Raw genomic sequence first — 23,868 nt, forward strand, 5'->3', positions numbered from 1 at the left:
GATGACTGGGGCTGGGAGGAGCAGAGCATACTGCTGTCTCTGATGACGCCCCGCATTACCAACATTGTAGTCCAGCCACGTCTTATCGGGAATCTGGCTGCACAAAAACTGCTTGAATGCATTGCAGATCCTTCTGTTACAAAGAAAGAAACCCGGTTGACCTGTCCTTTACAAATTGCAGGCTCAACTATTCTGAAACACTAAGAGCAAGCAGCAAGACGCCCCCGCTTATTTTGCTGTTCATGCATTATACAAATCCTTCTATTTTCAAAAGGATAATAACAGAAGTGCCCCCACTTATGCTATTTATTCTATATTTAGGAGGTATCTTATGAACCCACTTGAACGATTTTCACGTGCCTGCATTGTTCCCGTTGTTGTACTGGACAATGTAGAAGATGCAGTGCCAACCGCAAAAGCACTTCTTGCCGGTGGCATTGACGTTATGGAAATCACTTTTCGAACAGCTGCTGCAAAAGACAGCATTGCTGCTGTTGCATCCGCCTGCCCGGATATGCTGGTGGGAGCTGGCACAGTCATAAATCTCGAGCAGTGCAAAGCTGCTGTATCTGCCGGTGCAGGCTTTATTGTTTCTCCCGGCTTTGATGAAGAAATCATAAAATATTGCATCAAAACAGGTATTACTGTAACCCCTGGCTGTGTCGCTCCATCAGAAATCATGTCTGCTGTAAAATTAGGACTTTCTGTTGTAAAGTTCTTTCCAGCAAATGTATACGGAGGACTTACTGCCTTAAAGTCGCTTTCTGCACCTTTTCCAGGAGTAAAGTTTCTGCCTACCGGTGGTATTAACAGCCATAACATTGGTGACTACATTGCGGCACCCTTTATCCACGCAGTAGGTGGCAGCTGGATTTGTACCCGCAAAGACATTGCAGATGGCAATTTTGATAAGATTACAGCTCTCTGCAGGGAAGCCCGTCAAAATGCGCTCGGCTTTGAATTTGCACATTTGGGAATCAACTGTGAAAATGTCGAATCCTCCACTGAGGTAAGTAATTTTTTCCAGACAGCTTTTGATTTCCCCCTCAAAGACGGCAGCAGCTCCGTATTTGCCTCTCCCAATATTGAAATTTTGAAATCCCCTAATTTGGGAGCGTACGGACATATTGCCATCAGAACCAACAATATTCTCTGTGCAGTTCCTGAGCTGGAAAAAGCTGGCTTTTATGCAGATACATCAACCGCAAAATACAAAGATGACCGGTTGGTCGCTCTTTATCTAAAGCAGGAAATTGGCGGATTTGCCATTCATTTATTACAAAAATAAATAAAACGAGGAGTATTACACTATGAAAATATTAACTTTTGGCGAGATTTTGCTGCGTTTAAAGCCTCCTGGCCTGGAACGTTTTTTCCAGTCTCCCATTATGGAGGCATCCTTTGGTGGAGGTGAAGCCAATGTTGCTGTTTCACTCGCAAACTTTGGTATGGATGTGCAGTATTGCACTGTCTTACCAAATAATGTCATCGGCGATGAATGTATAAAAGAACTTCGCAAGTTCGGTGTTGATGTTTCAAAAGTAAAACGCGGTGAAGGCCGTATGGGAATCTATTTTCTGGAAAGCGGTGCAAATCAGCTTCCCAGTAAGGTCACCTATGACCGCAGTGGTTCCTCTATCGCTATTGCACAACCGGAGCTTTTTAACTGGAATGAGATATTTGATGGTATAGACTGGTATCATATTACCGGTATCACCCCGGCGTTATCTGAAACCGCAATGGAGTTAAGCCTTGCTAGTGTAAAAGCAGCCAAAGAAAAAGGCATTACAGTTTCCTGTGATCTGAATTTCCGTAAAAATTTATGGAAATATGGCAAGAAAGCTTCTGAGGTCATGCGTGAACTGGCAAGCTACGTGGACATTGCCATCGCCAATGAAGAAGATGTACAGAAATCTCTGGAAATCACCGTTGACATAGATGTAGAATCCGGCAGCCTTGATCGCAGTAAATACAAAGCCCTTGGTGATAAGGTGCTTGCTTCCTATCCCAATATGAAGCTTATTGCTATTACATTACGGGAATCCAAGAGTGCAGATCATAATGATTGGGCAGCCTGCATCAACGACAGAGCTCATTTTTATGAATCAAAAAAATATCACATTACCGATATCGTAGACCGAGTAGGTGGTGGTGACAGCTTTGCAGGCGGACTTATTTACGGTCTGAATCACTATCAGGAACTATCAGCTGCACTGGAATTTGCTGTTGCAGCCTCCTGCCTGAAGCACAGCATTATCGGTGACTTTAACCGTGTCAGTGTTTCCGATGTAGAAAAGCTGGCAAATGGAGATGGCTCTGGCCGCGTACAGCGTTAGATTTTTCCAGCTTTATTATTTATTTATCCATGAAATAAAATGAGAGCCGCATTTGCGGCTCTCATTCTATAATAATTCATTATATAAGATACCTCATCTCACGTTGACCCTCTCACGATCAGCGATGGTACCGTAATATGTGACTGGATATACAGATTCGGCTTCCTGATCTTCTGCAGGATATATTTGCCGGCCTGCACTCCCATATCATAGACATCAATATCCACCACCGACAGCATCGGCCTCAGGATCTGGGAAAAGGGATAGTCATCAAAGGTGATCACCCGGATCTCATCCGGGATCAGGATTCCTCTGTCATGCAGCGCCATCACACAGCCATAGGCAATATAATTGTTGGCACAGATCACCGCATCCGGCCGTTTCCTGCTGTCCAGGAGCTGTACCGTCATCCGGTAACCGCTCTCGCAGTCAGATTCTCCAGTCTGCACATATTCCCTCGGAAGCAGGACATCATGCTCCTTCAGCACAGCGATCACGCCATCCAGTCTGTGCATGGAAATCTTATCCTCCATCTTGCCGCCGATGAATGCTACCGCCTGGCAGCCCCGCTCCAGCAGATGCCTTGCTGCCAGTTCTCCGGCCAGCCTGTTATTGATATCGATCCAGCAGAAATGGCTCTGAAAATTGGGATTGCCAATGACAATATGCGGAATCCCCTTTTCAAAGATCATCTCATCCAGCTCCTCTGATATCACCGAAGCGTGAATGACAAAGCCATCCGCCTGCTTGGAATCTGCCGCCTCCTGGATATAATGGCTGCAGTCCTCCGCACGCATATTCCTGACGATCAGCGTGTAGCCCCTTTCCTCCAGCGCATGCATCAGACCGCACATCATTTCAAACATATGTGGATTGGAAAACCCGGTATTTCTGCCAAGCTCTGCCACAAACACGATCGTCCTTGCTGACTGTCTGGCAAAGTTCTTGGCCCGGAGGTTCGGATGATAATCCAGCTCATCCATAGCCTTTCTCACCCGGTCTGCCGTTTCCCTTGATATGGAATAAGAACCGTTCATTACCTTGGATACCGTTGCTGTTGAAGTTCCTGCCAGTCTGGCTACATCCCTGATCGTTGCACTCATTTTTTCCTGTGCCATACCCTTTAATCCCGTCCTTTTATGATCACAAATCCTCTGCCCTGCAGTCTGTTTTCTGTAAGTCCTTCCTGCCACAGGATCTCCCCCTCCAGCCATTCTGGACGGAGCTCAGCTGCATGCTCTTCCATGTTCAGGAAGATACGTATTCTTTCACTGCCAAGATACCTCTCATAGCCATAAAGCCTGCTGCCTTTTTCTGCTGTGACCGTCCGGTACTCTCCCCGTTTCAGGATCAGCTCCCTTTTGCGAAGCTCGATCGCTCTCTGATACAGGTAGAAAAGCTCGTCTGTTTCTGCCAGCGTATCCCATGGCATGGGACTTCTGTACTCTGCTTCCAGGATACCTGTGACCCCTGCCTCATCCCCATAAAATACGGACGGCATTCCCGGGAAGGTCATCTGGAAGATCACTGCCAGCCGGAAGCTCCTTACGTTCTTACAGAGGGAAAGAAACCGGCTCACATCATGACTGTCCAACAGATTTAACTGAGAAAAAACAGTCTGCTTCCGATACCTCATCCGCATATCTGTCACCCGGCTGTCAAACTCCAGGGCATCCGCTGTTTCCTCTGCAAAGAACCTCTTACAGTGCTTCCGGAAATCATAATTCATGGTCGAATCAAACATGGTTCCATCCAGCCAGTGTCCCGCACTTTCCCAGACCTCTCCGATCAGCACAGCATCCTTTTTACATTTTTTGACAGCCGCCCTGAATTTTCTCCAGAAGCCGTCATTGATCTCACTGGCCACGTCAAGCCGCCAGCCGTCAATGTTATACCTCTCGATCCAGTACTGTCCCACCTGACAGAAATAATCTGCTGCCTCTTCCTGATCGAGTGCAAGCTTTGGCATCATCCGCTCATAGCCAAAGCACTCATAGCCCGGATAGGTTTCCGGATCCTCAGGACGTACCACCGGATATTCCAGCCGGTAAAACCAGTCCTTATAGTCAGATGCTTCTCCTTTTTCCACAACATCATTGAAAGCCATGAAGTGCCATCCACAATGATTGAAGACACCATCAATGATAACACGGATCCCTTTTTCATGGCAGTGCTGCACCAGTTCCCCGAACTCTTCATCCGTACCAAAGCAGGGATCGATATGATAGTAATCCACCAGATCATATTTATGATATTCCCCTGCTGCAAAGATCGGATTGATATAAATGGCATTGACACCAAGCTCCGTCAGATAATCTATGTTTTCTGTGATCCCCTTTATGGTTCCTCCAAGCTTTCCATGAACCTTTTCCTGTCCATAGTCCCTCTCCGTTTCCATTCCGCTGATAAAACGGTGCCCGGTGGCAAAGCTGTCCGGAAAAATATTATAGATCACGGTATCCTGTACCCACTGCGGCGGCGCCACGATATCTGCCCGGTGATTAAACGGCAGCTGGTAATACTCCGATCTGTCGTCCACCGTTTCTTTGGTAAACCGATCCCCATAATACAGGCTCTGCTCGTTTCCGTCATCCAGCAGGAAATAATAGCAGAGTCTCCTGTAAGGATCGGTAAGTTCCACCTGCCAGTAGTCAAATTCCTCCGTTCTGGCTTCCACCTGCATTTCCTTAGCGGTAAACAATACCGGCGTCAGTCTGCAGGCCCGGTCCCCATAATACAGTCTGCAGGTCTTCAGGTCACCCCGTCCGGCACGCAGGCGGATCATTACGTGTTTTTCATCTATCCCATATGCATACTGTGACATAGGAATATGCAATACTGCACTTCTGTTCATATATCCTCATTTCTACCCTAACCCTTCACACCACCGGAGGTCAGTCCTGTTGTCATATTTTTCTGCAGTGCAAAGAATACGATCAGGATCGGCAGGGAAACAACCAGGGATGCCGCCGAGAATACCGGCCAGCTTCCGCTCATTTCCGTTGCCTGCAGGGAATATAATCCTGCTGCCAGTGTATAGGTATCAGAGCCTGTCATAAAATTAATTGCAAAAATATATTCATTCCATACATAGACCAGGATCATCATGGCTGTCACCGCAATGGTCGGCTTCGCAAGCGGAAGCACGATCCCTGTCACAAGCCGGAACTGCGTTGCCCCGTCAATTCTGGCTGCCTCCTCGATCTCAACCGGGATCGTATCAAAATAACCCTTCATATTCCACAGGGCAAATACCGCCATCGTTCCAGTGTAAACAATGATCAGCCCTGTCTTTGTATTGATCAGCCCCATGGGACTTAACAGCTTATACAGCGCCATCATGGAAAGCAGTGACGGAAATGCATATAAAAGGATCAGAATCTTTAAGATCAGCTTTCTTCCCGGAAACCGCTTTCTGGAAAAGGCATATGCCGCCGGAATTCCCGTTCCCAGTGAGATCACAAGTGTTGTCCCCGCCAGTATCATGCTGTTTCTGAACCAGAGCAGGATCGGCTTCTCCGTAAATACTGCCTTATAATTCTGCAGAGTCATCCTCTTTGGCAAAAAGGAGAAATTGGCACCCAGCAGACTGTTTTCTGCATTCAGGGATACCGAAAACGCATACAGGATCGGGATCAGTACCCCAAAGCAGACCAGTATAAAGAACAGATTGACGATAATAAGACGGATCCGCTGTTTATTCTTCTTACTCACTTATACTTCCTCCCTGCTCTTTGCACTTGTCAGCATGGAAAACACGAGCAGCATTCCAAAAATCAGAATGGAAATCGCCGAGCTGTAGCCATAATTGTTGGTAATGAACGCCTTTTCATAGGCATAGGTCAGAATCGTATGGATATCCGCCCCTGTTTTTGCCCCTACCTGCTGTGTCAGCAGATAAATGATATCAAACTGCTTGAAGGTTGTGAACGTTGTGATCAGGACAGAGGGCGCTATGATCGGCTTTATCATGGGTATGGTAATATACCGTGTCTGCTCCAGCCAGGTCGCCCCGTCCAGAACTGCACTTTCATAAAAGCTCTTATCAAGACTCTGCAGGGCACCGTCTATAATCGTGATCATAAAGGGCAGTGCCAGCCAGAGATTCACTACGGTACAGCTGATAAATGCAGGTATATTGCTGCCAAGCCACCGTACCGGCTCCCCTCCCAGCTTCTGGATCCACTGGTTCAGCAGACCGAACTGTGAATTGTACATACCTGTTTTCCACAGCAGGATCGACACATAACCGGGCATCGCCCACGGAAAGATCAGAAGCGTCCGGTATACATTCCGCAGCCGGAGTCCCTTCGTGTTCAGCAGCATGGCAATCCCATAGGCGATCACAAGCTGGAGCACCATGTTCACGATAGTCCAGAGTATTGTTACAAACAATGCTGTAAGAAAGCCGTTGTCAAAAACAAGCAGGGCATCCTTATAATTTTCCAGACCGATCAGTTCATAGTTATTCCAGTGATATACATTCATATTCGTCAGAGAAATATACCCTGTATATATAATAGGAAAAATAACGATCAGCAGGATCAGCAGGAGTGATGGCAGTGACTGCCCGTATGCTGAGAGTGCGTCTCTCCTGATCTTCCTTTTCTCCCTGTCTGTGTATTGCTGCTTTTTCATGTTCTGTTTCCCCTGAATTTCTTTTCAGTGCTTCCCGTTGTCTGCGTTACTTCATATTTTCAATGAGCTGCAGAGCTTCTTCCTGTGCCCTGTCTGCACTTTCTGCTACATCCTTGCCACTCATATTCACATCTGTCAGAAGCGTACCTGTTACCGTCCACATGACATCCATTTCCGGCAGGTTCGGCATCGGCACTGCATTTTCCGCTGTTTCCTTCATCGCCATGACCACTTCATCACTGGTGATGTTCTCCTGTTCATAGCAGGACTCCCTGGCAGGTGCACATCCGCTGGCCTTCGCAAGATCGATTAAAAGCTCATCACTCATCAGCGCCCGCAGCACCTTTTCCACTGCCTCCGGCTTCTTTTCCGCTGCATTCCTCAGTACCTGAATACCCTGTACTCCCATATAAGGAGAAATCGGAGTTCCTGTCTCGTCGATCACCGGCATTGGTGCGATTCCTACATCCATACCACTTTCCCGTACCGTCGGGATCAGCCATGGACCTGCGATCGTAGCATGCGCCATTCCTTCCTTAAACAAAGTGTTCACCGTTGCATATTCTGTTTCTCCCGGCATGAGCTCTGCAAACTTTTTATGATAGGTAAGGGCTTCCTCTGTTTCTGGACTGTTCAGTCCCGGTTCTCCCTGATCATTCAAAAGATAACCGCCAAAGCCATTGATCCAGCCCGCTGCATAATAAGGTGTGCTGTGCTGCTCCACAAAGCCATAGTGTCCACCCTTTGTATTTTCCTGCATATAGGCATAAAGCTCCTCTGTCGTTGCCGGCATCTCCTCATCACTCATATAAAGACGGTTATACATGAACAGCAGCGTTTCATAATAGATCGGAAGCTGATAAACAGTCCCCTTATAGGTAGCTGCCTCTATGGTATTGTCCATATATGCGGCAAGCTCTTCCTCCGGAATGATATCCGTAATGGGTGCAAGAATTCCCATTTCTGCATATACCCCGATCTTATCATGGGCAAACAGATACATATCCGGTGCTGCCTTGGGATCATTTCCAACCATTTTCAGTGCTTCTGTCAGATCACTTTTCTTTTCCAGAACCACATGGATCTCCGGCTCTAACTCTGACAGGGCATTTTCCAGTACCTGGGTCACTGCTTCTTCCTTGTCATGCCATATAGTAATGGTCACTTCACCGCTTTCCTCTGCGGCAGGCTGCGTACCGCAGCCTGTCAGCATACCAAGTGTAAGGCTTGCCGCCATTGCCAGAGCACCTGCCCTGCTCTTTCCTTTTCTTTTCATATTACTTACCCGCTTTTTTCTTCTTTGCTGCAATTCCAATTCCTGCTCCTGCTGCAACTACTATGACTACTGCCGCAATGGGTCCTGCCGGACTGCTCTTTTCCTTTGTTTCTTCCACAGCTTCCGCTTCTTCTGCCGTTTCAGCTTCAGTCACTTCCTCTGCGGCAGTATCTGCTTCTGTTTCTGCTGCCACCTCCGGCTCCTCATAGGAAACGGTATAATCTTCAGGTCCGTTTATCACAAGCCAGATATCCTTTCCGCTTTCCACAGAAATATCGGTTGTCTGGACGCCGCCCTCATTTCCATTGACGATCACAGAATTGATCCAGCCAGGCACTGTTTTCTGAAGCCAGCCGTTCTCTCCCTCTTCCAGGGCTTCTCCCGGCCAGGATGCAAAGGCGTTGGTTCCATCCGGTGCCGACCATGCCCACAGACACGGGCTTTCCCAGTCTGCCGGTGCTGATACGTGAACCGTGATATCAGCTACTGCTGCCTTATCCGGATCTGTATAGCTGAAATCATACGTTCCGTCTGCCTCTACTGTGATCCAGACCTCTGCCGGATCAATAGAAATATCTTCTGTCTGAACACTTCCTTCATTGCCGTTAATGATCACAGAGTTTACAAAAACAGGAGCCTTGGCTGTGTACCATCCATCTTCTCCGGCCTTCATGGCTTTTCCCGGCCATGCTTCAAAGGCATTGGTTCCATCCGGTGCTGACCATGCCCACAGACACGGATTTTCCCAGCTCTCATCTACTTTGGCATGTACTGTAAACTTTTCTGTATAGGTGGGTGCTTCTCCACTTGTCTGCTTCTCATAGGTTACTTCCACCGTATCCGCTGCCTTCACTGTCATCCATGCAGCATTGCTGTCCAAAATCTGTTCTTCTGTCTGGACGCTGCCATCATTGGCATTTACGATCACATGATTGGCAAAGGAAGGAAGCCAGATATAATACCATCCTTCATTTTCCGGATCTGCTTCCATTTCTTCTCCCGGCCACGCTTCAAAAGCGTTGTTTCCGTCACTGTCCCATGCCCATACGCACGGGCTTTCCCAGTCTGCCGGAACCTGTACGTAAAATGCATTTCTGTCTGTATCTGTTGCTGCCATTGCTGTCATGGACCATAGAGCAGTGAGCATGAGCAGCATGGTAAAAAACGTTCCTATTCTCTTCAAATACTTACCCATAATATCCTCTCTCTTTTCTTTCCTTATTTCCTGTCAGAAGTGCACTTTCCTTTTGGTTATTCTGATTATAACGTTGATCTTTTCGGACGGTCAATTTGTTTTTGGGTAACCGTTTTCCTTTGTTTTTATCTGTTTTTGCCAAATATTGTATTCAAATTTTGTATGTTTTTTACATGGTTTTTGCAGTTTCCTTTTGTTTCCCTCAATATTTGTGAAACTTTCACGAAACCGTTTCCCTGTTTTTTCTGTGACAGAAAAAAAGAACCGCCCTCCCCGCTTTACCGCAGGGAAAGGGCAGTCCCTTCCTCACTTCTGTTCTGATTTGATTTCATTAAGCATCCGATCTGGAATAAGCATTCTTCATGTCATTACTCAGTTCATACAGTACCTTATCAAGCGTATCTGCTGCCGCTTTCTTCACCATGGCTGCCACAGCTTCATTGGCCTCTTCCCTGAGAGCAAGACGCCTGCCGGCATCTTTTTCTTCCTTCAGCAACGCATCATAATGATTCAGAAGCTCATGGCTTTTTGCTGCCACATTCTCCTGATACCGCTCCACATGGAAAACAGATTTATGATAGGACGCATCTGCCATGGCCGCGATCATGCGGCTTACCCAGTAGAAATTGTCTGTTGACACTTCCTTCGCTGTTCCGGAAAGATAATCCGGCGTCTTCGTCACCTCTGTATAAAAGGGAACCATTACATTAAAGGCATTGGATGCATATGCCACCCATTCAATAGCCTGCGTATCCCTTTCCTCATCCGGTCTCATCTGGATCAGTGCCATGAAATCATTCCGGTTAATGCCGATCGACCGGAAAGCGCCGCGCATGGACTTTTCTCCGTAAGCTGCATAGGGATCGTATTCAGTTCCCTGATAATGTGAGGATAACAGGTACTTTACATCCTCCGGTGTCACCTTTTTCTCCGGCACCATGCACCAGGGCAGATCATCTGACAGCGGGGTATACTGCGCATCCGGTCCCTCCCACTTAAAACTGTGTGGATTCATGTACTTCAGCATAAACCATGCGCGTGGTGTATTATATACATGGTCTGAATCATCGTGGGTGCCAAAGGCATCTCTCGGGTTCAGGATGCCATCCTTTGAAAGATCCAGATGATGCTTTTCGATAAACTCCTTCATATCGGAGGAGCAAAGGTATTCCTTTCCCGTCGAAAGTGCATCCTGTAGATCCAGACTGTCAAGTCCGAGCTGGTTTGGCATCACCACATAGACATCATCCGGCACTCTTCTTGCCATCCAGTGATGTCCGCCAATGGTTTCAAACCACCAGATCTCGTCCTTATCCTGAAAAGCGATACCGTTCATTTCATAGGTACCATACTGCTCCAGCAGGCTGCCAAGCCTCTGCACGCCTTCTCTTGCAGAATGAATATAGGGAAGGGTCAGATAAACGATATCCTCTTCCCCGATGCCGCCGGCTTTCTCTTCCCTGCCGTCAGCTGCCGGCTCATAAACAACTAACGGGTCGGCTCCGAGAACTCTTGCGTTCGCTGTGATCGTTTCTGTCGCTGTCATGCCAACACCGGCCTCATTCACACCGCTGGCAGCCCAGATCCCCTCTCCCTCCAGGGCATTTGGCATTGCCGTGTAACGCATGGGATTGTCCGGAAGCTCTATCTTTACATGAGAGATCACTGACTCATAGGTTCTCTTCTGCTCCTCTGGCTTCACCACCGTGAACTTCTTCGGGGTAAAATGCCCGGAGCCTGAATCGTCATTACGGGCAATCATGGTGGATCCGTCATAGGATGCCTTTTTGCCCACTAATACTGTTGTACATGCCATATTCTTACCTCCTGTACCTGTTCATTATATACCATTCCATTCTATATTATTTGATAAATATTCTCAATAATCATTGACCGGCGAACCGCCATGGTTCTATACTTACGTCAGAACAAAAGGCATGGAGGTACAGAAGATGACTTTAAAAGAACTGCCGATCGGCAAAAGTGCCACGATTCTTTCTGTTGGCGGGGAAGGTGCCCTGCGCCAGCATTTCCTTGACATGGGAATTATCCCGAAAGCGGATATCACCATGGTAAAATATGCACCTATGGGTGATCCTGTAGAAGTACGGATCCACAGCTATGAGCTTACCCTGCGGCTTTCCGACGCAGAAAAAATAGAAATAGATTCTATCCGGGATGCCATTTCCCTGTCCGGGACGCCGGATCCTTCCTTTGACAAAAAAGTCATGCCGCACCCCGGTCTTGGTGAAGGCGGACGGTTCCATGATAAAAATGATGAAAATCCTCTGCCGGAGGATACCCTGCTTACCTTTGCACTGGCTGGCAACCAGAACTGTGGCAAAACAACACTTTTCAATCAGCTTACCGGCTCCAACCAGCATGTTGGTAATTTCCCCGGTGTAACCGTAGACAGAAAGGATGGAGCGATCCGCGGAGAAAAGAACACTCTTGTGACTGACCTTCCCGGCATTTACTCCATGTCCCCCTATTCCAGCGAGGAGATCGTTACCAGGAATTTTGTCCTGAACGAGCACCCAAAGGGTATCATCAACATCGTTGACGCAACGAATATCGAACGGAATCTGTATCTTACCATGCAGCTGATGGAGCTGGATATCCCGATGGTACTTGCCCTCAACATGATGGATGAGGTCAGGGAAAACGGCGGCTCCATTCTGGTCAACGAAATGGAAGCCCAGCTTGGGATTCCTGTTGTCCCCATTTCTGCTGCCAAAAATGAAGGAATCGGGGAGCTGATCTCCCACGCCATGCATGTAGCCAAATATCAGGAATGTCCCGGCAGACAGGACTTCTGTGATGCTGATGATCATGGCGGTGCTGTTCACCGCTGCCTTCATGGAATCATGCACCTGATCGAGGATCATGCGAAGAATGCAGGCATACCCGTCCGTTTTGCAGCCGCCAAGCTGGCAGAGGGGGATCATCTGATCCTGGAGCAGCTTGAGCTTGATGAAAATGAAAAGGAAACACTGGAGCATATCATTATCCAGATGGAAGCAGAACGTGGTCTTGACCGTGCCGCAGCCATTGCCGATATGCGCTTTACCTTTATTGAAAAGATCTGCAACAGTGCCGTTGTCAAGCCAAAGGAGAGCAAGGAGCATCTGCGAAGCGGGCGGATCGACCGCATCCTTACCGGCCGTTATACTGCGATCCCATGCTTTATTGCCATCATGGCACTGGTCTTTTTCCTGACCTTCGGTGTGATCGGTGCTGCTCTGTCAGATCTTCTGGATCTTGGCATCAATGCACTGACAGTACTGACAGACCATGCCCTGACCGCCGCAAATGTAAATGAAGCACTCCATTCACTGATCATTGACGGCATATTTAACGGTGTCGGAAGTGTTTTAAGCTTCCTGCCTGTCATCGTCACCCTGTTTTTCTTCCTTTCTCTTCTGGAAGACAGCGGTTATATGGCAAGAGTTGCCTTTGTTATGGATAAGCTCCTGCGGAAGATCGGGCTTTCCGGCCGGAGTATCGTACCAATGCTGGTAGGGTTTGGCTGTACCGTCCCCGGTGTCATGGCAAGCCGTACGCTTCCTTCCGAGCGTGACCGTAAGATGACGATCCTTTTGACACCCTTTATGAGCTGCTCCGCAAAGCTGCCGATCTACAGCTTCTTTGCGGTAGCTTTCTTTCCAAAGTACAGTACGCTTGTTATGATCGCCCTTTATTTTGGCGGCATTCTGGTCGGCATCCTGACAGCTCTCCTTCTGAAGGGCACTCTGTTCAAAGGAGAGGCCGTACCCTTTGTCATGGAACTTCCCAACTACCGGCTGCCCGGTATGAAAAATGTAGGACAGCTTCTCTGGGAAAAGGCCAAGGATTTCCTCCAGAGAGCATTTACCGTGATCTTTGTTGCCACGATCGTGATCTGGTTCCTGCAGTCCTTTGATCTGAAGCTGAACCTTGTCACCGATTCCGCTGACAGCATGCTGGCATCCGTTGCCGGCCTGATCGCACCCATCTTCAGGCCCCTTGGATTTGGAGATTTCCGGATCTCCACCGCCCTGATCACCGGCTTCATGGCAAAGGAAAGCGTAGTGGCCACCCTGTCCGTACTCTTTGGCTCTACCGAAGCGCTGCAGGCAGTGCTGACCCCCTTATCGGCAGCGAGCCTCCTTGTTTTCTGCCTGCTTTATACACCCTGCGTGGCTGCGATCGCCTCTATCCGCCGGGAGCTTGGCAGGAAATGGGCCATTACCGTCGTGATCACCCAGTGTGTTCTGGCATGGCTTTTCGCTTTCCTGATCCGGATCCCGTTTTTATTCTGATATGGTGAAATAACCACATGAGCATAAGGAAAGCGGTGAAACTGCGGTTTTGCGAATGGGGTTCTGAATAATGTTTACTCTATCGCCAGCAGTACCCTGCTCTCCCGCAGGGTATCTGACTGGTCATAGTCATATTCAATGGATGTGATCTTCGCTTCCGGGAACCGTTCATGCAACGCTTTCAGTACGCCCCGTCCACCCACATGGCTGATAAGGCAGCCAAAGGGATGTACCACCAGAATCTTATCATACCCTTTTTTGATCAGATCTATGATTTCAGCTGTCATTAACCAGCCATCTCCGATATTGTAATAATCACTTAAAATATCTTTCTTTTCTGCAATCAGCTCCTGAAAGCTTCTGTCATGCAGAAAACCTGCCTGCTCCAACGCCTCTGCGATCTCCTTCTGCACATAATACAGAAACTGCAGCACCTTCTGATATCCTGCTGCTTCCAGTCTGCTCTGATGTCCCAGTTCCAGACTTTTCATCTCACTGTACACCACATAAATGCAATAATTAACGAAACCACCCATCCTGTAATCACAGCCGTTTTTCTGCAAATAGTCCTCCAGATGACGGTTCCCGACAGGAGAGCACTTAATATAGATCTCCCCGACGACACCAACCTTTTTCTTTGCCTGTCCCCTGTCCACCGGAATCCTCCCAAAGCTTTCCACAATCTCATGATATACCTTTTTCCTGTAAAACAGATGCCTTCCATGCCTGATCTCTTCCGTCAGTCTTTGTAACCACTGCTGTCGCAGCCCTTCTGTCTCACCGGCATTTTTTTCATAGGGTCTGATCTGCTGAGTCAGATCCATCAGAAGATCACTGTAGCACACAGCCGCAATGGCTCCTAAAAGCATCCGTCCATTAATCCGAAATCCACTATGCTGTTCCAGACCATGCGCATTCAGACTCAGTACAGGGATCTGCCCATATCCCAGCTTATGCAGACATTCTATGATCAGGTTATAATAATTTCCTGCCCGGCAGGCACCGCCTGCCTGCGGCTCCAGAAATGCAATATGCTCCCTGTCACAGTCATCACTCTTCACAAAGGTAAGAAGATTTCCAATGATCCCAATGGCGCAGGTACAGTAATCCTTATTCACAAGACTCTGCGTCTCATAGCAGATGTGTTCCTGCTCCGGCACCACTGCCAGTTTATACCCTCCAAAAGCAAATGCTGCACATAACAGCTCATTGTGATAGTGCAGCATCTCAGGCATATAAATCGTATGCGTTTTTTTCATGGACCTGGTGAATTCAGTATTGGTAAAGGTGTGCATCATCGAAACCTCATTACATCAGACATTTAAACAATATCCTGATCAACTTCCTCATAAAAATCAGTATCTATCTTCTTAATCTTGTATATGCACTGAGTACTTACCCCATATTCATACTCAATCATAAGTTGCGCCAGTCTAGCCCCATCAATTAAAATAATATGCCTTTGTTCTGCATATTGCTTTGCATCTTTTGAATACTGCGCTGTCGTTATAAACATTCCTTTGGCATTTTTCTCAGGCATTGCCCCATAAAATTGTCTCACCTCTGGACTACCAACTATCTTCTTTGGATCATATCGTTTAGCCTGAATGTAAATAACATCAAAACCTAATTTATCTTGGTAAACAACTCCATCAATTCCCTCATCCCGTGTCTTTTACGTTACTTTCCCTCTTCCATATCCCATCTTTTCCATCAATCCAACAACCAAATGTTCAAAAAAATCCGGTGGATTCCGATGTATCCGTTCCAAAATCTCATCCTTTAAAACCGTATCTAATTCCCTTTGTACACGTTCCAATATTTCCTGTGGCGTTTCATCACTAAGTTCCTTAACTCCTTTATCCTTTTCACAACTGGATTCTCCATTTAGAAACTCCACAAAAGATGGATATCTCTTTAGGATTTCGTTCGTAATATTTTCTCCTGCTTCCAACTCCTTCCTACCTGCAGATGTCAGAATAAAGTGAGCCCTAGACGGACTATCAATTAAGGTTGCTTTCTTTAAATAGGTTCTGCACCATCCAATCCGATTATTGAACAGGGTCTGTTTTCCGTTTTCCAGCATTTCCGAAACATCTTCTTCAGACAGTTTAAAATCTTTGATTACCTGCCTTTTGGCATCAATATATGGATGCACCTTTCCATCCTCTAAACTCTTAAGAAATGACCGATACATTTGATCATACTTTGGAATTGACATATCATATCCCCCTTTTGTATCTTTTTATTATTATAAATAATGAAAATAAGAATATAACGATAAAGCATACAGTAAAATACTTCCAATATTGAGGAACTCCATATATGCTATGTTCATTTACCGATTTAATATAACAATAAATCACGCCACCCCCTCCGGCAATTCCTGCCATGCCAATACTCTCTACTAGTATACATTTATGTTTTTTAATATATTCTCTATGTCCTGCTTAGAAAATCCTTGTTCATGGAGAAACGGGATAATACAAAGCAATACACTGGCTAATGGTATAAATAAAATACATATAATTATTATTCCTGTAATATCTACAGATTTAAAACTTAAAAATGTATTTGGCATTCCTTGAAGTAAAATTCTATAATTATCCTCTACTTTAAAGAAAACAATTTCAACCATCTGAAGCGCATGAGCGGTATAAAGACATGATATCCCACCACATACTATACAGCAAGTATATGACACATACTTTTCATACTTGGATGCAATAAACTTATAATTGTATGATTTCTCAAAGAATGTCATAAAATTTGAAATAAAATATAAAAATAGAGCTGGCAAAAATACATCTGATGAAACAAAATTGTTTAAGGATAGAGCCATAAATACATTTATTATACAGGTACATAATAAAATTTTATAATTTGTTTTTGTTTCTTTCATAATATATCCTCTGTAATAAGTTCTTTATCACATTATATGTAGCATTGTCATTATATAATTTTTTGAACCTAATGTATACATTTTATTATTTCTCAGACGAAAAAGACGCCTGCCTACTGACAAGCGTCTCTCGGATTATATATATCCGTTTATAGTGTTGTTGCTAATGATGCCTCTGCCTCCTGGTATTCTTCAAGAGAATACTTTTTTAAGATTTTCTCCCTAGGAACTTCCAGTTCAATCATGTTTCGAATCGCCTGAATTCTTTCTGATTTCTTTGCTTCAGCACTTGCTTCTATTCTCGCTTCTTCCAGATATTTCTCCATAACTTCACACACAGCAGATGCACCTCCTTCACTTTTCAGCTCCCTGAACCTTTTTGTTACTGCCGGAAATTCCGCAGTATTAACATCCTTAGATGAAAAACAGGACATCAGATCTGAAATCCTGCTTCCATCCTTAATTACTGTATTCACAAAAATCTCATGAAGTCCATCATCTACAATCATTCCATTTTCACGGATCGTCTTATCCACATGATAAGTAGTCAGACCTCCTCCCAGAAAATCAAACTCCGAAATGTACACGATGTAAAGCTCCAGTACATCCTGAAATCTTTCTCCCGGTTCAGCTGATCTGGTCGTGATAACAGACGCATTAAATCTGGCCCTTTTCATGTGGTTGTCACGATCAGATCTCTGCACTTCAATATTGCACTTGCTGCCATTTCCCAGTGTGCAAAGCGCATCCAGCCTGACAGAGCGACCATACAGATTTCTCTCACTGCTCTGTACGATCACCTCTTCTACGATCAGCCTATCATCTTCCAGAATCGTTCTCAGGATTTCCTGACATGCAGGAATATCCTTCGCAAATACTTCGAAGAATACATCATCCATAAGTCTGAATTCCTGTACTCTTCTTACCTTTTCCTGTAATTCCAATCTTTATACCCCGCTTTCTTTTCATGTTCTCATCACGTCATCAAAAGAAAACCTACCAGATACCCATACCTCTGATACCCGGAACTACAGCAAACAAATTCTAAAATCCCATACACTATATCAATAGTATAACATTCATTTTCTCTTACGCAACCAGGAAATATAAATACCTTTTTCTTTATCTGAGAAACACCCGCAGCAGCCTTTCCTTCATCCTGCTGTACCTCTGATACCGGATTGGCAGATCCATCCATGACTTTTTGTCCACGATACTGCGGAAATGGCTGAAGGTCTCAAACCCGGTCTTTCCATGATAGCCGCCCATACCGCTTTCACCAACTCCTCCAAAGGGCATGGCACTGGTAGCCAGATGTATGATCGTGTCATTAATACAGCCACCGCCAAAATGGCACAGCTCCAGAACCTTTTTCTGTGCCCCTTTATCCTCACTGAATAGATACAGCGCTAATGGATGTGGATGTTCTTCCACAATGTCGATTGCTTCCTCCAGCGTATCATAGGTCAAGATAGGCAGAACCGGTCCGAATATCTCTTCCCCCATCACTGTATCACTGAAAGTCACATTTTTCATGATCGTTGGCGCTATCCGGAGACTCTGTCCGTCACCACAGCCTCCACATACCACCTTATCAGGATCGATCAGTCCCATGATCCGGTCATAATGCTTCCGGTTAATGATCTTTCCGTAATCTGGATTTTTCAGGGGATCCTCCCCAAACTGTGTTGTGATCTCCTTTTGCAGTGCTAAAATCAGTTCAGCATAAACCGTACGGTCGCACAAAATATAGTCAGGTGCCACACAGGTCTGCCCACAGTTCAGATATTTACCAAACACGATCCGCTTCGCCGCAAGCGGAATTTTCGCACTTTTGTCAACGATACAGGGGCTTTTCCCTCCAAGTTCCAATGTCACCGGTGTCAGATATTCTGCTGCATGACGGAGCACCTCACGTCCTACTGTCTTACCTCCCGTGAAAAAGATCTTATCAAACCGTTGCTCCAGCAGTGCCTTATTTTCTGCCCTTCCTCCTGTCACCACCGCTACATACTCCGATGGAAAGCACTCCTTCAGCATTTCTTTAAGCACTGCACTGGTATGCTCCGCATAAGCACTTGGCTTTATGACCACTGTATTCCCTGCCGCAATGGCGTCGATCAGCGGTTCCAGTGTAAGCAGCACAGGATAGTTCCAGGGGCTCATGATCAGCACCGTACCATAAGGCGAAGGTGACCGGAAGCTCCTTGCTGCAAACTGCGCAAGAGGTGTTGCCACTCTTTTTTCCCTCACGAGGCTCCGCAGATGCTTCTGCATCCATGTCAGCTCAGACAGCGTCAGGCCTATCTCACACATATAGCTTTCCATACGGCTCTTGCCAAGATCTGCCTCAAGCGCCTGATCCAGCTTTTCCTCATAACGCCGGATTCCATCCTTCAGCTTCTGAAGCTGGGAAAGCCGGAAAGAAACCGGCAATGTTGCTCCTTCCTGGAAAAGCCTATGCTGCTTTTCCAGAATCTGTCTGATTTCCTGTTCTGTCACGCTTCTGTTCCTCCTGTACAAGATGATAAATCCGTTCAAGCTCACCGGCATTCCACAATACCGGCACCGGATAAAGGGGATTGCCCTCATGGTTCGCATACGCCGCCAGCGTGGGAATGTCTTCCTTTCTGATTCCCTGCAGTGTTCCCGGGATCTTCATGTCATCATTCATCTTCTGGATGTGCTCAATAAAGCTTTCCGCAGCCTCTTTGTCAGATGCTGCAGATGAGATGCCTGTAAGCCTTGCAAGTCTTGCCAGCTTTCCATATACGCTTGCTCCATACTCCCGAAGGACGATGGGCAGCAGCACCGCATTTGCCAGTCCATGGGCAATTCCATAGCGCCCGCCAAGGCTGTGCGCTACAGCATGTACATAGCCAACATAGCTCTTGGTAAAGGCCGTTCCCGCAAGATAGGAGGCCTTCAGCATACAGGCTCTGGCATCCAGATCCTTTCCGTCCCTGTAAGCCCTTTCCAGATTCTCAAAAATAAGGCAGATGGCAAGTACGGCAGCATCCCTTGTCTGTCTGGTGGTTGAACGTCCAATATAGGCTTCCACCGCATGTGTCAGTGCATCCATTCCGGTCGTTGCTGTAAGCTGCGGTGGCAGTCCCGCTGTAATCTCCGGCTCCAGCACTGCATAATCAGGGATCAGGAAAAAGTCATTGATCGCATATTTGTGGTGGGTGTCTGCGTCCGTGATCACTGCTGCCAGTGTTGTTTCACTGCCTGTACCTGCAGTTGTGGGAATGGCGATCAGAAGAGGAAGCCTTCGCATCACCTTCAGGATCCCTTCCATCTTTGCCAGTGACTTTCCCGGTCTTGCAAGCCTTGCCCCAATTCCCTTGGCACAGTCCATGGAAGACCCTCCGCCAAAGGCAATGAGTCCCTGACACTGATCCTGCAGATACTGTCTGCGGGCTTCCTCTACATTGGCAGAAGTCGGATTGGCTACCGTATCCTTATACACACTTACAAAAATACCTGCTGCCTTCAGAAGATCTTCCAGCGGCTCTGTCAGTCCAAGGCCATATACCCCCGGATCTGTCACCAACATGACACGGCTGATTTTCTTTTCTGCCAGCACCCCTGGTACACCAGTAAATCCCCGGATCAGCTCCGGCTCCCTGTATGGCAGCAGCGGAATTGCCACATGAAAACATTTCTGAAAAATCCTGCAGTATATCTTTTTTAAAATATTCATAAGAAACCTCCCTGGAATTCTGTCACTTCTTATCTTTCTGTGCTAGAATAAACCTGGGTGTAACCCCCATGTCAAGCCGCTGTCTTTCAGTACAGAATTTTACAGAAAGTGAGATTTCTTTATTATGACATCAGATATACCTTCCACAAGCTCCCACAGCGAATACTGCATCACTGCCGGAGAATTTGCACGCATGTGCCAGACTACCAGAGATACCCTGCGCTATTATGAAAAGCAGGGAATTCTTGTTCCTTATCAAAACAAGGAAAATGGATATCACTATTACAGCTATTCCCAGTTAAGCTCCTATTACTTCATCAAAACCTTCCGCAGCCTTGACTGCTCTGCTGCCGATATCCGTACCTATCTGCTAAGCGGCGAGGAAATCCGCTTTGACGAATTTGTTGACCAGCAGTACGATTCCCTTCTTCAGCTGAAGCTGCAGATCGATCAGAAGCTCAGCCTGATCTCCAATACCAGAAAAATCCTGAAGCAGATGCGGGTCAACGATATCGGTCATCCCATCCTTTACACCTTTCCTGAGGATATCTTCCTGAAGCTGACTCCGGTACTGTCCACACCGGCTACCTCCTCAGGAGAAATTGCCTCCGATATCCGGCGTCACCTGGAGTCCTGTACAGCATCTGCTATCCAGCCCTTTCCCATGGGCGCCTCTATTGGCTCCTCTGATTTTCTGAACAGCTGTTATGTCTACAACAATATATTCAGCATTGCCCGGATTGGTAAGGACTCCCCACAGGCTGAAGCAGACCATGATCTGTTTCCTCTGCCCTCCAGGAATGCCATTGTTTCCGTCTGTACAGAAAACGATGGCGACATCTGCAAAACCTATGCAGACATCGCCACCCTCACAAAACAGCAACGGAAACACCTTTGCACCGATATTTACAGCCTCAGCATCGTTAATGTTCTGGATCCGCATGCCGGCAGGAAATATCTGAAATATATCTTTGCCTGTGTAGAATAGCCGCTCCCGCTATTTCCACTGGAAGTTGATCATTCCATAAATATAGATAAACAGGATCACGACAGGAACAAAGTATCGGAAAACAGGCTTCATCCAGCCCTTTACTTTCATTCCCTCTCCTGCATTGGCCTCGCTTAAGAAATTTTCCCAGCCCCAGCCAAGCTTATTGCTGCAGAACAATGCCAGAATGAGTGCTCCGATCGGCATCACATTGGTCGATACGATAAAATCCCAGAAATCCAGCCAGGCTGTTCCTTCAGCAAAGGGCTGGAACCGGAATACACTGTAACCAAGCGCTGTTGTCAACGCGATCAGAAAAGTACCTATACCACACACAAGGCATCCTTTTGGTCTGGACCAGCCGGTCAGCTCCCGGATCATAGCCAGGATATTTTCACATACCCCAAGCACCGTTGACATGGCAGCAAATACCATAAACAGGAAGAACAGCGTTCCCCACCATCTGCCACCGCTCATGTTGTTAAACACACTTGCCATCGTATCAAACAGAAGACTTGGTCCAGCATTGACTTCAAGTCCATAGGTATAACATGCAGGAAACATGATCACACCGGCAATGACTGCTACAAGCGTATCCAGTGCAATAATATTGATCGATTCTCCCATCAGTGATCTGTCTTTCTCCAGATAGCTTCCAAAGATCGCCATGCCTCCCATACCGGCTGACAGTGTAAAGAACGCCTGATTCATGGCACTTACCACCGTAGCTCCTGTAATCCTTGAAAAATCAGGAACCAGATAAAAGGAAAGTCCTTCTGCCGCTCCTTTCAGCATCAGACTGTGCACTGCCAGTACCAGCATCAGCACGATCAGCGCCAGCATCATATACTTGGTGATCCTCTCAAGTCCGCCCTGCAGATGAAAGCTCAGGATCACATAGGCGATCACCACTGTCACAAGCAGATATACTACATTTACTGCAGGATCTGCAATCATTGCTTCAAAGCCAAATTCCCTGTTCTGTCCTGTCAGAAACTTTACAAAATAGTAAATGATCCATCCCGTCACTACAGAATAAAAGGCGATCAGTGCGATATTTCCAATCAGACAGAGTATCCCGCAGGCCTTCCATTTTTTCTTCTTTCCAGAACGCGCCAGCTTTTCATACATATATAGCGGACTCGTCTGCGCCGCACGCCCTACGGTAAGCTCCATGAGCATCGTTGGCAGACCAAGTACCAGCAGGCACAATATATAAATCAGCACAAAGCTGCCGCCGCCATTCTGTCCGCACATCCACGGAAATTTCCACACATTTCCACAACCGATCGCACATCCTGCTGAAAGCATGATAAATCCCAGTCTGCTTCCCAGTCTTTCTCTTTTTTCCATTCTTCTCAATTTCTCCATAAGTTATGATCTCTATTATAACTTATCCAATATTTAATATCAATAAATGAATTAACGGTGAGATGAATACGTGAGACGAATGATGGGATGGATCAGGCTGCGGATCTTTTCTTCAATCCCACCAGATTGAAAACTTCAGTTTTTCTTTTATCATAATTCATTCTTCTCTGTCTGATGAACGAAGCTTTTAAATATCTGAAACATATCCAGATCGTTGCCTGCCTGAACGTTTATTATCTTCCCCACATGTATCACTCCCCTAAAGTCAAACCAGTCTCAAAACTCTTTCAAAAATCCGGTAATTTCTATCATCCCCAGGACTACAATAAACCGCATATTCTATGTTCTTAAACGCATGTAAATAATCTTTTATCACATTCTTATTGGCTAGTGCAACTACCTCCGGATTATTACAGAAGGCTCCACATCCAAAAGCACCAAGTATTATAGTTTCAGTTCCCTCCATGACAGCAACATCGAGCATTCTTCTTAACTTTTTTTCATGTAATAACAACAGATCTTTATCCCTCACCCTTACTGCATCTCCATCAGCCGGATTATACCTATTTGTGGGTCTTAATCGAAGATTTGGTGCTGCACATGTTATAACATCGACATCAAACCAGTCATTTTCCGTCATAAGTCTGGGTAATGCCGTATCCGTTTTAAATACGGTCACCGCAGGAGTATAAATGATATCATCATTATGTATTGGATTATGCGCATTTCTATGCGGATAATAAAATCCTTTCCACATTGCGTCTGTATTAAGGCAAAAATATAAGCTTGAACATCTGCAGAGACATTCTTCCTGAGCACCTGCTCCGCTTATTACTCCGCCACCCGGATTGGATGCTGACGCAAAATTATGTACAGCCACCTTCTGATTTTTGTAATGACCTGCAGCCTCATATGTTCTTTTCCTTGAAACAAGAACCCTGGCTTCCGTATCATATAGGGTAAGCTCTGGTGTTTTGATCTTATCCCCTTCTAAAATAAGCTTCTGCAGCTTAATTGAATTTTCCAGAGACTCCTTAATTCTTCTATTTGTTCTGCATAGCTTTTCTGTATCTTTAAATATCGCTATATTTTCATTTCTTCCCATGATCATTCTCCAACAATTATTCCAGGATTACCTGATTACTCTGAATAATA

Annotated in this window: 20 protein-coding genes and 1 pseudogene; 5 read left to right on the plus strand and 16 right to left on the minus strand. The window is 46.2% G+C overall.

The genetic code is table 11. The features are described 5' to 3' along the window. The 3 genes from WJQ40_RS01270 to WJQ40_RS01280 form a co-directional block, all read left to right on the plus strand. Positions 1-204: hypothetical protein (locus tag WJQ40_RS01270; RefSeq protein ID WP_337537650.1), on the plus strand; the 204-nt coding region annotated here is incomplete at its 5' end. A 127-nt stretch (positions 205-331) separates the two neighbouring features. Beyond that, the gene (gene eda / locus WJQ40_RS01275; RefSeq protein WP_337537651.1) at positions 332-1,288 is read left to right on the plus strand and encodes a bifunctional 4-hydroxy-2-oxoglutarate aldolase/2-dehydro-3-deoxy-phosphogluconate aldolase; all 957 of its coding nucleotides are present in this window, start codon (positions 332-334) and stop codon (positions 1,286-1,288) included. 22 nt (positions 1,289-1,310) lie between these two features. Beyond that, the gene (locus WJQ40_RS01280) at positions 1,311-2,336 is read left to right on the plus strand and encodes a sugar kinase (protein WP_337537652.1); all 1,026 of its coding nucleotides are present in this window, start codon (positions 1,311-1,313) and stop codon (positions 2,334-2,336) included. 98 nt (positions 2,337-2,434) lie between these two features. Here WJQ40_RS01280 and WJQ40_RS01285 read toward each other — a convergent pair whose 3' ends face one another. From WJQ40_RS01285 to WJQ40_RS01315, 7 genes are all read right to left on the minus strand, one after another. After that, positions 2,435-3,454 (minus strand): LacI family DNA-binding transcriptional regulator, encoded by a 1,020-nt coding sequence (locus WJQ40_RS01285; RefSeq protein ID WP_337537653.1) that lies wholly within the window; start codon positions 3,452-3,454, stop codon positions 2,435-2,437. Between the two features lie 5 nt (positions 3,455-3,459). Further along, positions 3,460-5,190, minus strand: a complete 1,731-nt coding sequence (locus tag WJQ40_RS01290; RefSeq protein ID WP_337537654.1) for a glycoside hydrolase family 13 protein — start codon at positions 5,188-5,190, stop codon at positions 3,460-3,462. A 17-nt stretch (positions 5,191-5,207) separates the two neighbouring features. Next, positions 5,208-6,050, minus strand: a complete 843-nt coding sequence (locus WJQ40_RS01295; protein WP_337537655.1) for an ABC transporter permease subunit — start codon at positions 6,048-6,050, stop codon at positions 5,208-5,210. After that, on the minus strand, positions 6,051-6,974 hold the full coding sequence (locus tag WJQ40_RS01300) for a sugar ABC transporter permease (protein ID WP_118797986.1): 924 nt from the start codon (positions 6,972-6,974) through the stop codon (positions 6,051-6,053). It abuts the gene before it with no gap. 46 nt (positions 6,975-7,020) lie between these two features. Continuing rightward, complete coding sequence (locus WJQ40_RS01305) at positions 7,021-8,250, minus strand: extracellular solute-binding protein (protein WP_337537656.1); 1,230 nt, start codon at positions 8,248-8,250, stop codon at positions 7,021-7,023. A gap of 1 nt (position 8,251) precedes the next feature. Next, positions 8,252-9,445 carry a starch-binding protein gene (locus WJQ40_RS01310; protein ID WP_337537657.1) on the minus strand — a complete coding sequence of 398 codons (1,194 nt, stop codon included), beginning with the start codon at positions 9,443-9,445 and terminating at the stop codon, positions 8,252-8,254. Between the two features lie 331 nt (positions 9,446-9,776). Beyond that, positions 9,777-11,261, minus strand: coding sequence for a C69 family dipeptidase (locus WJQ40_RS01315; protein ID WP_337537658.1), 1,485 nt, complete (start codon positions 11,259-11,261; stop codon positions 9,777-9,779). A 136-nt stretch (positions 11,262-11,397) separates the two neighbouring features. Here WJQ40_RS01315 and feoB point away from each other — a divergent pair, with 136 nt between their 5' ends. Continuing rightward, a complete protein-coding gene (feoB, locus tag WJQ40_RS01320; RefSeq protein WP_337537659.1) occupies positions 11,398-13,746 on the plus strand; it encodes a ferrous iron transport protein B in 2,349 nt (782 codons plus the stop codon). A gap of 74 nt (positions 13,747-13,820) precedes the next feature. Here feoB and WJQ40_RS01325 read toward each other — a convergent pair whose 3' ends face one another. The 7 genes and pseudogenes from WJQ40_RS01325 to WJQ40_RS01355 form a co-directional block, all read right to left on the minus strand. Further along, positions 13,821-15,044, minus strand: a complete 1,224-nt coding sequence (locus WJQ40_RS01325) for a hypothetical protein (protein ID WP_337537660.1) — start codon at positions 15,042-15,044, stop codon at positions 13,821-13,823. 23 nt (positions 15,045-15,067) lie between these two features. Beyond that, positions 15,068-15,406: pseudogene (locus tag WJQ40_RS01330) on the minus strand (restriction endonuclease); the annotation flags it as partial. 15 nt (positions 15,407-15,421) lie between these two features. Then, positions 15,422-15,967, minus strand: coding sequence for a winged helix-turn-helix domain-containing protein (locus WJQ40_RS01335; protein ID WP_337537661.1), 546 nt, complete (start codon positions 15,965-15,967; stop codon positions 15,422-15,424). A gap of 186 nt (positions 15,968-16,153) precedes the next feature. Then, positions 16,154-16,648 carry a hypothetical protein gene (locus WJQ40_RS01340; RefSeq protein WP_337537662.1) on the minus strand — a complete coding sequence of 165 codons (495 nt, stop codon included), beginning with the start codon at positions 16,646-16,648 and terminating at the stop codon, positions 16,154-16,156. Between the two features lie 149 nt (positions 16,649-16,797). After that, positions 16,798-17,592 carry an Rpn family recombination-promoting nuclease/putative transposase gene (locus tag WJQ40_RS01345; protein WP_262574816.1) on the minus strand — a complete coding sequence of 265 codons (795 nt, stop codon included), beginning with the start codon at positions 17,590-17,592 and terminating at the stop codon, positions 16,798-16,800. Positions 17,593-17,770: 178 nt separating this feature from the next. Next, complete coding sequence (locus WJQ40_RS01350) at positions 17,771-19,150, minus strand: aldehyde dehydrogenase (RefSeq protein WP_337537663.1); 1,380 nt, start codon at positions 19,148-19,150, stop codon at positions 17,771-17,773. Beyond that, positions 19,107-20,354 (minus strand): iron-containing alcohol dehydrogenase, encoded by a 1,248-nt coding sequence (locus WJQ40_RS01355; protein ID WP_337537664.1) that lies wholly within the window; start codon positions 20,352-20,354, stop codon positions 19,107-19,109. Before WJQ40_RS01355 ends, WJQ40_RS01350 begins: the two co-directional genes overlap by 44 nt. A 124-nt stretch (positions 20,355-20,478) precedes the next feature. Here WJQ40_RS01355 and WJQ40_RS01360 point away from each other — a divergent pair, with 124 nt between their 5' ends. Further along, positions 20,479-21,342: a MerR family transcriptional regulator gene (locus WJQ40_RS01360; RefSeq protein ID WP_337537665.1), complete on the plus strand. Its 864-nt coding sequence runs from the start codon at positions 20,479-20,481 to the stop codon at positions 21,340-21,342. Between the two features lie 9 nt (positions 21,343-21,351). Here the strand turns inward: WJQ40_RS01360 and WJQ40_RS01365 are convergent, their stop codons facing one another. Further along, entirely contained in the window at positions 21,352-22,695 is a 1,344-nt protein-coding gene (locus WJQ40_RS01365; RefSeq protein ID WP_337403420.1) for a sodium-dependent transporter, read from the minus strand. Between the two features lie 283 nt (positions 22,696-22,978). Then, positions 22,979-23,818: a TIGR02452 family protein gene (locus WJQ40_RS01370; RefSeq protein ID WP_337537666.1), complete on the minus strand. Its 840-nt coding sequence runs from the start codon at positions 23,816-23,818 to the stop codon at positions 22,979-22,981. Positions 23,819-23,868 lie beyond the last annotated feature (50 nt).

The sequence above is a fragment of the Suilimivivens sp. genome (assembly GCF_037359455.1).
Taxonomy (GTDB): Bacteria; Bacillota; Clostridia; order Lachnospirales; family Lachnospiraceae; genus Suilimivivens; species Suilimivivens aceti.